Origin of the sequence: Streptococcus cristatus (assembly GCF_003943465.1) — a bacterium.
Classification (GTDB): Bacteria; Bacillota; Bacilli; order Lactobacillales; family Streptococcaceae; genus Streptococcus; species Streptococcus cristatus_C.
The window spans coordinates 1-12,779 of sequence record NZ_RJPR01000017.1; the positions used below are offsets into that span (position 1 = coordinate 1).

Annotated in this window: 12 protein-coding genes and 1 other annotated feature; of the genes, 2 read left to right on the forward strand and 10 right to left on the reverse strand. The window is 42.2% G+C overall.

Going from position 1 to position 12,779, the window contains the following annotated elements; genetic code table 11:
• Both D8793_RS11245 and brnQ read right to left on the reverse strand, forming a co-directional pair.
• The coding region (locus D8793_RS11245; protein ID WP_125386924.1) for an SSURE domain-containing protein at window positions 1-1,025 on the reverse strand (1,025 nt) is incomplete at its 3' end.
• Between the two features lie 239 nt (window positions 1,026-1,264).
• On the reverse strand, window positions 1,265-2,596 hold the full coding sequence (gene brnQ, locus D8793_RS11250; protein ID WP_125372310.1) for a branched-chain amino acid transport system II carrier protein: 1,332 nt from the start codon (window positions 2,594-2,596) through the stop codon (window positions 1,265-1,267).
• Between the two features lie 230 nt (window positions 2,597-2,826).
• Here brnQ and D8793_RS11255 point away from each other — a divergent pair, with 230 nt between their 5' ends.
• Complete coding sequence (locus D8793_RS11255; protein ID WP_125372312.1) at window positions 2,827-3,840, forward strand: YdcF family protein; 1,014 nt, start codon at window positions 2,827-2,829, stop codon at window positions 3,838-3,840.
• A 55-nt stretch (window positions 3,841-3,895) separates the two neighbouring features.
• Window positions 3,896-4,579: a B3/B4 domain-containing protein gene (locus D8793_RS11260; RefSeq protein ID WP_125386926.1), complete on the forward strand. Its 684-nt coding sequence runs from the start codon at window positions 3,896-3,898 to the stop codon at window positions 4,577-4,579.
• Between the two features lie 90 nt (window positions 4,580-4,669).
• On the opposite strand, the gene D8793_RS11265 is transcribed toward D8793_RS11260, so the two are convergent.
• The 8 genes from D8793_RS11265 to D8793_RS11305 form a co-directional block, all read right to left on the reverse strand.
• Entirely contained in the window at window positions 4,670-6,442 is a 1,773-nt protein-coding gene (locus tag D8793_RS11265) for an ABC transporter ATP-binding protein (RefSeq protein ID WP_125372316.1), read from the reverse strand.
• A gap of 9 nt (window positions 6,443-6,451) precedes the next feature.
• Window positions 6,452-8,188: an ABC transporter ATP-binding protein gene (locus D8793_RS11270; RefSeq protein WP_125372318.1), complete on the reverse strand. Its 1,737-nt coding sequence runs from the start codon at window positions 8,186-8,188 to the stop codon at window positions 6,452-6,454.
• A 249-nt stretch (window positions 8,189-8,437) separates the two neighbouring features.
• Window positions 8,438-8,806 carry a 50S ribosomal protein L7/L12 gene (gene rplL, locus D8793_RS11275; protein ID WP_001196964.1) on the reverse strand — a complete coding sequence of 123 codons (369 nt, stop codon included), beginning with the start codon at window positions 8,804-8,806 and terminating at the stop codon, window positions 8,438-8,440.
• Window positions 8,807-8,878: 72 nt separating this feature from the next.
• On the reverse strand, window positions 8,879-9,379 hold the full coding sequence (gene rplJ / locus D8793_RS11280) for a 50S ribosomal protein L10 (protein ID WP_001287277.1): 501 nt from the start codon (window positions 9,377-9,379) through the stop codon (window positions 8,879-8,881).
• Between the two features lie 38 nt (window positions 9,380-9,417).
• Window positions 9,418-9,552, reverse strand: a sequence feature (ribosomal protein L10 leader region).
• Window positions 9,553-9,611: 59 nt separating this feature from the next.
• Window positions 9,612-9,953 (reverse strand): hypothetical protein, encoded by a 342-nt coding sequence (locus D8793_RS11290; RefSeq protein ID WP_015604705.1) that lies wholly within the window; start codon window positions 9,951-9,953, stop codon window positions 9,612-9,614.
• 128 nt (window positions 9,954-10,081) lie between these two features.
• The gene (locus tag D8793_RS11295; RefSeq protein WP_048764209.1) at window positions 10,082-10,879 is read right to left on the reverse strand and encodes a formate/nitrite transporter family protein; all 798 of its coding nucleotides are present in this window, start codon (window positions 10,877-10,879) and stop codon (window positions 10,082-10,084) included.
• 113 nt (window positions 10,880-10,992) lie between these two features.
• Window positions 10,993-11,937 carry a homocysteine S-methyltransferase gene (mmuM, locus tag D8793_RS11300; RefSeq protein ID WP_125383900.1) on the reverse strand — a complete coding sequence of 315 codons (945 nt, stop codon included), beginning with the start codon at window positions 11,935-11,937 and terminating at the stop codon, window positions 10,993-10,995.
• A 137-nt stretch (window positions 11,938-12,074) separates the two neighbouring features.
• Complete coding sequence (locus D8793_RS11305) at window positions 12,075-12,773, reverse strand: glucosaminidase domain-containing protein (protein WP_125372322.1); 699 nt, start codon at window positions 12,771-12,773, stop codon at window positions 12,075-12,077.
• Window positions 12,774-12,779 lie beyond the last annotated feature (6 nt).

Genomic DNA, 12,779 nt, shown 5'->3' on the forward strand with positions numbered 1-12,779 from the left:
CCAGGAACATTTGCTTTTTCTAGGTAGCTGGCTGGGACATCAATATGGTCTTTGATATTTTTAGTGACTGAGTCTTTGACTGCTTCTTTTGAAACAAGGCCGTTCAGGTTAACAGTTACATTTTTTGTAGCTACGAGATTGGTTAAATCTGCTTTTCCATCTTTAGCACCATAGACTTTAACAGTCGCTTGGTAAGCATATGTACCATTAGCACGAAGTTGGTCAAGAAGGGCTTGGCCGTCTTTACCTGTAGTATTGCCGTTCAAATCCACTTCGTAGAAGTATTGACCTTTCGCTAAGCCTTCAAGTGGCAAGAGAGCTGGATTGTTAGCTGTTCCATTGTCTGACCAAGGTGCCTTGTCAGAAGATTTGAGCAAGAGACGCGTCAACATACCGTCTCCACCGAAAGCTTCATACGGAATGACTTGATTAACACCAGCCAAGAATGGACCGGGAACATTCGCTTTTTCTAAATAGCTGGCTGGAACGTCTACTGAGTCCTTAGTATTCTCTTCAACTCCTTTTTTAACTTCATCTGGAGTCGTTACTGATTGAGAAATAGCCGCTTCACGAGCTTGGTTTGAAACTACATCAGGAGTTGCTACTGGCTTAGCTTCTTCTTCTTTTGGTTTGTTAACTTCCGACATAACCTTTTCTTCTTTTGGTTCGTTAACTTCCGACATAGCCTCTTCTTCTTTCGGTTTTGCAACTTCTTCCTTAGGAGCTAGGCTAGACTTGTCTGTAGAATTAGTCTCATCAACTACTTCCTTTGGAGCTGACTGATTTTCAGGAAGAGTTGAATCCACTCCTTCTTTTAAAACTGTCTCTGGCAACTCATTCTTTTCTACTGATGATGAATCTGTTTGAAGAACTTCAGTCGGAGTCGTAGTGAGAACATCTGCGTGTACAGTGTTTGGTTGACCAACTAGCAAAAAGAAACCACTGGCAACTACGACGGAAGCCACACCTACTCTTAAACGGCGGATTGACCAGCGAGTATACTTTTGATTTGGATTGAATTTCATAAGATTCTCCTTTAGGTTTGTTTTTTTGATAACTTTAGTATAATCTCCTAAGATTAAATGGGGATAAGAAAGAGTTAAAATTTTTCTTAAATCTATCTTATAAAATCCTTATATTGTCTTATTATTCATAAGAAACAACTTGAGTTTCTTCACCGAACATTCCCAGTCTTAAACTTAAATCACCTACTACAATTGACAATGAGCCAAAAAAATCCACCACACTGTGGTGAATTTTCTTCTTATGCTTCAAATTCAAATGCTTCACTTTTTTGTTTGTTTGGCAAAAGGAGCGAGAGCAAGATCCCAACTAGAGCCGGCAGCAACCAAGGTAGAGAAGCTTGAGCAAATGGCAGAGCATTAACCAGATTGAGAATAGCAGTTAGCTTGAATTGTCGTCCCAAAATGCTAGCAAAAGCAATCAGCGTCACTACTGCGATGGTCAACTGCATCCCTGGTTTAGAAAGTGGTAAAAAGCGATTAACCATGACAATCATCACAATCGTAATGGTAATAGGATAAAGAATTTCCAGAACTGGAACTGAATACTGAATAATAGCATTCAAACCAAGATTTGCAATAGCGAAACCAACTAGCGTAAAAATGGTCGCATACACTTTATAAGATACTTTCGGGAAAGTATTATGGAAAAATTCGCCAGTTGAGACGATAAGTCCAGCTGTTGTTGTAAAACAGGTCACCGTTACCATAATCGCTAGGAAAACTTGAGCCATCGACCCAAAGATAGCCTGAGTTGCAGAAGACAAAACAGAAGCCCCTACGTTTGCACCTTTCGGCAAATTCGCTAGATTAAGTGGGAAGTGATTTCCAAGAAAGGCAAGGCCAATATAAAGAACGCTAAAGCCAAGTGCCACAAGAATACCCACGACCCAAATAGTAGAAATATATTCCTTTTTATTCTTGAAACCGAGCTGGTTGAGGGTTGTCACGGCAACCACACTAAAAGCAACTGAAGCCAAGGCATCCAGAGTATTGTAACCTTGAAGAAATCCTGCGCCGAAAGCTGAAGCAGCATATTCCGCTGTTGCTCCTTGAGGAACAGTGGAACCATATTTGGCAGCGCCTAATACAACTAAAACTACAATCAATAGGGCAAAGATTGGCGTTAAATAACGACCAATACTATCAAGGATTTTCGATGGATTAAGTGCAATCAGATAGGCAAAGGCAAAATAAACCAGCGTAAATCCAAAAAGCCAAATGGCATGAGAACCTGCAGGCAACATGGGCTCAATTCCGACAGAAAATGCAGTGGTCGCCGTCCGAGGAATGGCAAAGAAGGGACCAATTGCAAGATAAAGGGCTACCAAGTAAACTACCGCAAACCAAGGGGCAATCTTTTTCGAGATTTCATCTATATAACCCTTGGGATTTAAAGTACCTATAATCAAGGTTAAAATAGCAATACCGACGCCCGATAGGACAAAGCCTCCAATAGCTGGCCAGAAATTTTGACCAGATTCCAAACCCAATTGAGGTGGAAAAATCAGGTTACCGGCTCCGAAAAACATTCCAAACAAAAGCAAACCGGTCAAGGATCCTTTTTTTATCATCGTCATCTCCAGTCTTTTTAAGATTTTTCCATTATACCGATAAACACCACTCATTGCAAGGATTTTGAAATAAAAATCGCCTTTTCTCAACCTTAAGAAAATCGCGGAATATAATTCGATTTATTACGAATTATACTTATTTATTTTCGATTTATATCATATATACGATTTCTTTTTTATTAGATAGACTTATGCTATACTAGTTATAAGTTCAATTGCGAGGTTTTAATATGTTACTTCATCTAATCTGGCTCATTCCTGCTGCTATCTTTACTTTTTTAGTCTATCGGGAACCTAGAAGTTTATTCAATGCTTATCTCCTGACCTTCACTCTTATAATGATGGGCATTGTTTTAGCTGGGCTTACGATTGTTAGTCTTGAGCGATTTATTGGTTATACACCAGCTATGATTAGCTTTTATATCCTGCTTTTAGCAATTCCTATTAGTATTTTCGCTTCTACTGCCTATTTGATTTTTAATGGTCGCCAAATGCTACAGCTAGAGGGGCTCAGACTAGCCAATCTACTATCGCTTCTCTACGGCCTAGCGATCGTAGGACTTGGTTTACTGCATTTTTTCGCTCCTCGGTCATTTCTTGCAACTTTGATTTCCCTCGCTGATTTGCTACTATTTTACGGAACCTTTCTCTATCTTTCCTATATCATCTATGCATTCTTTTTAAATATTTTTCCAGTCAAGAAAGAGCCTCAGACCATTATTATCCTCGGTGCAGGATTGTTTGGAGATAAGGTGCCTCCCCTGCTGGCTCAGCGCTTGGATAAAGGGATAGCTATCTATGAGAAATTTAATCGGAGGCCAGTCATCATTGTCTCTGGCGGTCAGGGAGACGACGAGTGGATTTCCGAAGCAGAGGCTATGGCAGGTTATTTGATGGAAAAAGGAGTTCCAGCTGACAGTATTTTCCTCGAAAATAAATCTCGTACTACGCTTGAAAATCTCATATTCAGTAAAGAGCTCATGCTCGCACAAGGATTGGAGCAAGATCGAGTTGTCCTAGTCACAAATTCTTTCCACGCGCTACGTGCTGGCATCTATATGAAACAAGTCGGTCTCAAAGGTCGCAGCATTGGTTCTCGAACGGCCTTCTATTTCCTTCCTTCTGCATGGATCCGAGAAACCGCTGGTTTGATCCGTATCTACTGGAAATGGCATGCGTTTATCATAGGAATTCTGCTACTTCCCTTCCTTTCCTCCTTATTCCACTCATATTTTTCATTGTAAAAAGCCCTAGAAAAGAGTACAATAATGGTAAGAAAAAAATGGAGGTCCGTCAAAAATGAAATTTACCATTGATAAAAGTTTAGCAGAACTTGGCATCACAAGTGTCGTCCTTGGCATTGCTAGAAACGTCGATCCCCAAGCACCTTTATCAGAAGCCTTTCTCCAAAAACAGAAGGAAGCAGAAAACTGGGCTTTGAACTGCAATTTAGCAGAAATCACTGACCATCCGACTATCCAAGGCTACTGTAATTTGCTACAGAAAGTTGGGCGCAGTGTTAAAAAGAACCCGCCAACAGTACCAGCTTTGATCCGCAATATCCAACACCGCGGCTCCATTCCAAGGATTAACAGCGTTATTGATATTTATAATGTAGAATCCTTGCATTCTCTCCTAGCTATCGGCGGTCATGACCTTGATAAAATCGGTGATGAGATTGAGTTTACTGTCAGTCAGAAGGATGATATTTTNCTTCCTATCTTATCCAAGGAAAAGCACGTGGCTCCGACCGACTATGTCTATCGAGATGAAAAAGGCATCCTTGCTTGGATTGACGTCCGTGACAGCGACCTTTATAAATTTGATGATAACACCAAAAATGCCATTTTCATTATCCAAGGAAATGCCCATACGTCTGTCCAAATGCGGCTAGAAGCTCTTGAACGCATCCATCAGGATTTAGCAGCAGCCATGCCAAATCTCGAATTTGAAACCCATGTCGTCCAAGCAGAAAGTCTTTAAGCAACCCTTCTCCCGACAAGTTTTTGAAGTAAAACTCCATCAAATTATAAATCAAAAAGGAAACTCAGCTGAGTTTCCTCTTTTATATGTCTAGGCTTCTTTCTTATCCGAAAATTGGCTCATATACAAGTCATGATAGAAGCCCTTGTCAGCCAGCAGCGACTCGTGATTGCCCTGCTCAATGATTTGTCCATCCTTGAGCACCAAAATCTTGTCTGCTTCTTGGATAGTGGACAAACGGTGAGCAATGACAAAGCTCGTCCGCCCCTGCATCAGAGTTTTCATGGCCTTCTGAATCAACAGCTCCAAACGAGTGTCAACTGAGGAAGTCGCCTCGTCCAAAATCAGAATCTTAGGATCGGCCAAGAGCGCCCGTGCAATCGTTAGAAGCTGCTTTTGCCCCAGCGAAATATTGCTAGATTCCTGATTCATTTCCATATTGTAACCACCTGGCAAGGTACGGATAAAGTGGTCCACGTTAGCTGATTTGGCGGCTTCCACAATCTCCTCATCGGTAGCATCAAGGTTACCAAAGCGAAGATTTTCCTTGATAGTTCCTTCATAAAGCCAAGCGTCCTGCAGAACCATACCAAATTGCTTACGATAGTCTTGGCGGGATAGCTGGCGAATATCGTGGCCATCCACGCTGATAGAGCCCTTGGTCACATCGTAGAAACGCATGAGAAGATTGATCAAGGTCGTCTTACCAGCTCCAGTCGGCCCAACAATAGCCACCATTTCACCCGGCTGGACTTCCAGATTAAAGTTGCGAATCAGCGGCTTGTCTGCCACATATTGGAAATCTACATCTTTGAAGCTGACTTGACCAGTCAAGTCCTTGTCTAGCTGGACGGTATTATCCATGACTTCATCTGGCTCATCCAAAATCTGGAAAATCCGATCCAGCGAAGACTTGGCACTCTGGAGCTGTCCTGCCAGCTGGGTGAGGTTTTGAATAGGCTGATTGACCTGCCAGACGTACTGGACAAAGGCCTGCATATTTCCGATGGTCAGCTGACCAGCAATAACCTGTAAACCACCAACCAGAGCCACAATGAGATAAGTCAAATCTGAAATCCCATTAAGAACAGGCATCATGAGCCCTGAGATAAAGCTAGCTTTAAAGCCGACTTCCTGCAAATTTTGAGTAATAGCTCGAAAATCTTCAGCCGAGGTCTCTTCCCGACCATAAAGCTTGAGAACATTGAAGCCAGACAGATTTTCTTGGACGAAGCCATTCATAGCACCCAAAACATCTGCCTGTTGCTTAAAATAGGGCTGGGATTTTTTGAGGATGAATCTAGCTCCAAAATAAGTCAGAGGAATGCTGACGATAACGATCAAGGCCAGCTGGATATTCAGATAAAGAACCATCCCGATGACCAAAATCAGGGTCATGACGGCATTGACCACCTGCAAAAAGCTTTGTTGGAGAGCATTTGAGACGGTCTCCACATCGCTGGTAAAACGCCCAATCAGATCACCGAACTGGTGCTTGTCAAAGTAGGAAACAGGAATTCGATTGATTTTACGACTGAGCTCATTACGCATGTCGCGAACGGTGCTCTGCACAGCATTAGTCATAAAATAGTTAGAGAAATAGGCACCAATCTCATAAAAGAGGGCACGAATAAAGTAAAGCAGCATGATCCAAGCCACATAGCTGCTATTGATGGCTGCACCGGGCACTCCCTTGGCCATATCCAGCAGATTTTGTGTCAGCTCTGTGATAGCAAGCCCTAGGACAAAAGGCTCTAGGACACTCATGACCACACTGACAATCTTGAGGAAGACTGCAAGAAGCACGGCGGCTTTATAGACTTTTAGATAGCCCCATAAGCGGACAAAACTATTTTCTTTCATCTCTTCCTCCTATTCTTCTGTTAGTGATTGGCTATTGAGCTGAGAATTGGCAATTTCACGATAGATTGCATTATTTTCCATCAGCTCCTCATGTCGGCCTCGACCCACGATCTCACCCTTGTCTAAGACAATGATTTGATCTGCATCCATAATGGTTCCAACCCGCTGAGCCACGATAAGAACCGTTGCATCCTGCGTCACTTCCTTGAGTCGGCGGCGCAAAGTCGCATCTGTCTTGTAGTCCAGAGCAGAGAAGGAATCATCAAAAATATAAATATCTGGCTCCTTGACAACCGCACGCGCAATGGACAGACGTTGCTTTTGACCACCAGATAGATTGCTGCCGCCTTCAGCCAAATGCGTCTCGAAGCGCTCTTCTCTGCTCTCAATAAAGTCGCGAGCTTGAGCCACATCTGCTGCTTGATTGAGTTCCTCAGAGCTAGCATCTTCCTTACCATAGCGGATATTTTCAGCGATCGTCCCAGTAAATAGCAGAGCTTTCTGCGGGATAAAACCAATCTTCTGACGGAGGGCTTTGAGATTATAAGCGCGGACATCCACACCATCCACCAAAATCTTGCCTAAAGTCACATCATAGAAACGTGGAATCAGCTGAACCAAGGAAGACTTCCCAGAGCCTGTTGAGCCGATAAAGGCGATCGTTTCCCCCGGCTTGGCCTTGAAGGAAATATTATGTAGGACAGGATTTTCTGTCTCACCTGGATAGGCAAAGGTTACGTTGTCAAATTCCAGATAGCCATGAGTCGCAGTTTCCGTGATCCCATTCTCATTTGGATCGATGGAAATCGGCATATCCATGACTTCCTTCAGCCGCTCACTAGAGACCGCCGTACGTGGATACATGGTAAAGAGACTGGACAGGAGCAAGAAGGACAGAAGGGCATGAAAGCTGTACTCAATAAAGGCAACCAAATCTCCGATTTTCAGCTCGCCGCTGCCCAGTGGCTTAAGAGCAAACCAGACAATGGCCACAATCATAGCAATGATAATCTGCACAAAGAGAGGCTCCGTCAAACCCGTCAATTTAAAGAGACGGTTGGAATTCTCCGCATAGATTTCATTTTCATTCGCGAAGCGCTCTTCCTGAAATTCCTCACGGGCAAAGGCTCGAATGACCCGCAGACCGGTCAGATTTTCCCGAGCATACTGGTTGATCTTGTCCAGCGTCTTCTGCTGCTTTTCAGACAGGGGACGCGTCTTGATCGCTACGTACCAGACTACGATTGCCAAAAATGGCACTGAAATCGCCACAATCCAAGCCATGGACGGACTGGTCAGGAAAATCATGAGAATGGACGACAGCATCATGATAGGCGTGATAGCTCCCATCTTGAGCGTTTGCTCAGCAAACTGCATGAGGACAAAGGCATCACTGGTAATCCGCGTCACCAGCGAAGAAACGCCAATCTGCTCGTACTCATGATGGGAATACTCCTGCAGCTTATCATAGAGATCATTACGCATATCTCGCACCATGCTGGTCGTTAATTTCCCAGCGGCATAGGAAAGGACAATCCGCCCCAAAATCCCAAGGATAATAACCAGTAACATGATAAAGCCCCAGAAATACAGGCGTTCCTGATCGCCCTGGTTAATTCCTTCGTCAATCATGCGCGCCAAAACCGTTGGCAGCCCTAGATTGACCACTACAAAAAAGATGGCCGACACAAAATCCAGCACCAACCATTTAGGGTAGCGTTTCAAATAAGACCAAATGTAAAGCATAATCCCTCCATTTTCTATAACAATAAAAAAGCACTGAAGAGTACTTTTAGACAGAAAAGAGCGCGCAAATGCACGCCTTATTAAAAATATTATAGCAGAAATATGAAAGAGCGTAAAGACTTACCAGCATATCTTTTCTTCGAGTTTGTACTATATTTTAAGAATACGTTATTTAATACAAATTGTTACAACTTAAATAATTACAAAAAACCAAGTCGAAAGACTTGGTTTTTTAAATTGGATACCTTATTATTTAAGAGTAACTGAAGCTCCAGCTTCTTCCAATTTAGCTTTGATTTCTTCAGCTTCTGCAGTTGGAACGCCTTCTTTGATGACACCTGGTGCACCATCAACAAGTTCTTTAGCTTCTTTAAGGCCAAGACCAGTGATTTCACGTACAACTTTGATAACGCCAACTTTTTTGTCACCAGCAGCTGTCAATTCAACGTCAAATGAATCTTTAGCAGCACCAGCGTCAGCAGCACCAGCTGCAGCAACAGCTACAGGAGCAGCTGCAGTTACACCAAATTCTTCTTCGATAGCTTTTACAAGGTCGTTCAATTCAAGGATTGAAGCTTCTTTAATTTCAGCAATAATGTTTTCAATGTTCAATGCCATTGTTATTTCCTCCAAATAAGTTTATATTTTTATAATAATTTTTGTAGCTAGGCTACGCTGCGTAGCTTAAGATTAAGCTGCGTCTTCTTTGTTGTCTGCAACTGCTTTGACAGCAAGTGCAACGTTGCGAACTGGCGCTTGAAGTACAGAAAGGAGCATAGAAAGAAGTCCTTCGCGGTTTGGAAGAGTTGCAAGTGCAAGAATCTCTTCTTTTGATGCGACAGCGCCTTCGATAGCACCACCTTTAATTTCAAGTGCTTCTGCATTCTTAGAAAAATCGTTCAAGATTTTCGCTGGTGCGATAACATCTTCGTTAGAAAATGCTACTGCAGATGGTCCAACAAATACTGATGCAAGATCTTCAAGACCAGCTTTCTCAGCTGCACGACGTAAGATTGAGTTCTTAATCACTTTGTACTCAACTTCGCTTCCACGAAGCTCACGACGAAGAACAGTATCTTGCTCAACTGTCAAACCACGAGCATCCACAACAACGATTGATGCAGCAGCTTTCATTTTCTCAGCTACTACGTCAACTAATTCTGCTTTTTTAGCAATAATTGCTTCACTCATTTAGTGTTTCACCTCCGTAATTATTTTGCTTGGGGAATTTTTCTAAAAGAAAAACGCGCCCAAACCTAGACACGAAAGTACAATACGCTTCTTTTACATGATACGTTTTGTCCTCGGTAGGATTTTTATGAGTCGAGCTCCCCTACTGTCTTAGGCAGTTTTTTCAAACCATTAATAATTATAGCAAAAGAAAAAAAAGATTGCAAGCTTTTTGTGCAATCTTTTTAATTTTTTATGCATTTTTAGGAAAAGTCTTGTCAAGCAAGGCTTTACTAGCATCGTCAGCAGGCACCCAGCCATCTGTGAAAACTCGGTCTTTTATCCAAAGACGATTATAGAAAAAGGCCCAAAACAAGTTGTAGGCAGTTCCTACAGGTCTCAAGAAATCATCTGGGATAAGAAGTGTTGCAATCACAGCAAATACAAACAGTGATCCAAGCATGATCCCAAAGTATTTCCAGTCTTTACGAAAAAGAGGAACGAAAAAGTTAAATAGCAAGGTTGTAATAGAGTACATAGGTGACAAAGTTTTAACATTGCTACCATCTGGTGCTTGAATAGTAAGTTTATTCATCAAGATCTCCTTAAATATAAAAATACTAATAAAGTTTAACAAAATTTTATATGTTTGTCAATTTAGGCAGATCTAGACGGAAATCAGAGCGTCACTTCTTCAAAAAAATGTAGCCCTAAGGCTACATTTTAATCTACATAATATTCTTCTTTTTTATTGAACCAAGCATATGGCAGACCGATTAGAAGACCACCACCAATCAAGTTTCCTACGAAGGTCACAGCCCAGTGACGCAGGATATTTCCAATACCAAAATTTGCCACCTGTGATGCGGCTGAGCTAAATTTGACGATAGCAAAAGAAGCAAAGTTAGCTGCCAAGTGTTCGTTGGTTAAAAATACAAACATATAAATGGCTGAAATAACCAAGAAAAGCTTAGCTGTACTATCTTTCACCAAGACGAAGGAAAGAATCGCAATATTAACGAATACATTGGCTAGTATTCCCTCAAGTAAAATAAGTTCATTGGAGCGGGCAAGCTTCATCTGCACAACACCAGCAATGAAACTTTCCTTGCTAAGTCCCGCATAAGCCGCCGAATTAGCAAAGAGCCACCCAGCAATCAGAGCCCCAATCAAGTTAAAGAAAGTACAATAGAACAAAATAATCAATGCTTTTTTCCAGTCAATCTTCTTCAAGAAAGTGCCAGCTGTCAAAAACATCATGTTGGAAGTCACCAGCTCAGCATTCAGAAAGACGATGTAGGCCAATCCCCAAGCAAAGATAAAAGGGAAGAGAAAACGACCCGTTCCTGGGACAATCTTATTTGTCAGGTCTGCTGCAATAGCTCCTGCTCCTGTACTGAAAGTCAGAAAGGCCCCCGCAAAGATAGAGCGGACAGCATACTTCCCTTTGCTTGTGTCGAACAAGCCTTCTTTCTTACGGCAAGCTGCTTCTATTTTTGGAATAAATGTCGATTCGACCATAATAATTCTCCTCTAAGTTAAACTATGTACAGTATATCACAAACTTTTATTTTTCGAAAGCGTTTTCTGTAAGTTTTTTTCTAAATTTGAACTTGAATTTGGAGTGCTATATTTCAAGTTCTTAGTTCGCCTGCTAGCAGCCTTATATCTTCTGGCCGAGTTCGACAGCAACCGCCAAAAAGCTGAACGCCCTGCTTCTTCCAAAGATGGCTGCAATCAGTTAAACAGAGCTGCTGCTCAGGATTGTCCTGCCAAGTATTCGTCACCCCATTATAGATCTCTCCAGAATTTGGATAGGACAGCAAGGGCTTATCGCACACCTGTTTCAACTTTTCTAATAAAGGAGCAATCAAATGCGGAGCTGTGCAGTTAAAACCGACAGCCAATACTTGTGGACTCGACTGAGCCAAGCGCCCAACTTCTTCTATCAGTGTTCCATCCGAAATCGCTGATACCGTTTGAGCGGTAAAAGATAAATAGGCTTCCACCTGCGGAAATTCTTCTGCTAACAAATGAACAAGCGCCTCTGTTTCCGCTCCATTTGGAATCGTTTCAATAGCCAGCAAATCACAACCCGCGTCCAGCAAGGCTTGTATCCGCGGACGATGAAAATCTTTAAATTCCTCCTCACTCAAGTGATAGGCTCCTGTATATTCCGATCCATCAGCCAGGTAAGCAGCATAAGGTCCGACAGATCCAGCTATCAGAGGATATGATCGCTGCTGCTCATCTAGCGATAATCCCTGCCAGACATTTTTAACAGCTGCCTGTGCCAAAAATACCGTCTCTTTGAAGATTTCATAAGCCTTATCTAAAATCAATCCTTCTTCGACAAAAGCTGGAATGCTAGCCTGATAACTGGAAGTGGTGATAATGTCACTGCCCGCCCGAACATAATCCTCATGCAGGACTTGGATAATCTGAGGATTCTCAAGCAAGTACTTGGCTGACCAAAGCCGACCAGAAACATCATACCCCCGCCTCTCCAGCTCTGTCCCCAAAGCACCATCTAGAATTATTATGTCTTGCTTTTCAAGTAAGTCTTTAAACGCTCCCATTCCTGCTCCTTAAGCCTTTTCTAAAATAGCAACTTAGTCAGTTTTGCTAAAGATAAATAAGTCTGCTTATTTGAAATGATCGTCTGCTTCATTAGTAAAACGCAAAAAAGAGATTATTACAATCTCTTTTTTCTTATCTAGTTATGTGATGCCCATGCTTGGTCTGTTTCCAGAACATCTTGAGTCGTGTACTGTCCACGGTAAGGATTGTAAACCATATTAGACGCTCCTGTCTGATAGCTAGGCGAATCAAACTGAGTCAGATTGTATGCTTCAATCAGATAGTTCAATTTTGCATAGTAATGACTATCCGTTGCATATACACCTGTCAAGGCAGCTGTCGCATCTTGATAAGTCGGGGCATTGCTCTTCCAAGCTCCCGCAAAATGACCTTGTCTCAAGACATAGACATAATCCTGAAGTGACTCAGCGTAACTTGAATAAGAGCGGAATTGATCATTGATTGCGTAAGTATTGCCCTTACCATCTTCTTCCAAGGTCTCCATCGTCGCTGACTGACCAGCATAAGCTCCTTTAATCCCGAATAAATTATAGTGAGGATAGCCTGATAGACCAGACTGACCAGAACCACTCTCTAAAATAGCTTGTGCAATCATCACGGAAGCATATAGATCATTATCCTGAGCCAACTGGCGAGCTGGCTCACTAATTTGTGAAATGAAATATTCTGTTTGGTTCAATGGCTGCTGAACAGCATCATTTGCACTTGCTGGCTTGATTTGCTTTGACAAAGCCAGACCAAAGACAACGGTTGAGGCCATCACTGCCAAACCTGTCAAAAGTTTTTTTCTTTCTTTTGAAATTCTCTTCTTCACAGTCTT

Coding starts and splice junctions, on each gene's coding strand:
- D8793_RS11255 (WP_125372312.1), top strand. CDS start 2,827: ATGTTACTTCATCTAATCTGGCTCATTCCTGCTGCTATCTTTACTTTT.
- D8793_RS11290 (WP_015604705.1), bottom strand. CDS start 9,953: ATGAATAAACTTACTATTCAAGCACCAGATGGTAGCAATGTTAAAACT.
- brnQ (WP_125372310.1), bottom strand. CDS start 2,596: ATGATAAAAAAAGGATCCTTGACCGGTTTGCTTTTGTTTGGAATGTTT.
- rplL (WP_001196964.1), bottom strand. CDS start 8,806: ATGGCATTGAACATTGAAAACATTATTGCTGAAATTAAAGAAGCTTCA.
- rplJ (WP_001287277.1), bottom strand. CDS start 9,379: ATGAGTGAAGCAATTATTGCTAAAAAAGCAGAATTAGTTGACGTAGTA.
- D8793_RS11295 (WP_048764209.1), bottom strand. CDS start 10,879: ATGGTCGAATCGACATTTATTCCAAAAATAGAAGCAGCTTGCCGTAAG.
- D8793_RS11265 (WP_125372316.1), bottom strand. CDS start 6,442: ATGAAAGAAAATAGTTTTGTCCGCTTATGGGGCTATCTAAAAGTCTAT.
- mmuM (WP_125383900.1), bottom strand. CDS start 11,937: ATGGGAGCGTTTAAAGACTTACTTGAAAAGCAAGACATAATAATTCTA.
- D8793_RS11270 (WP_125372318.1), bottom strand. CDS start 8,188: ATGCTTTACATTTGGTCTTATTTGAAACGCTACCCTAAATGGTTGGTG.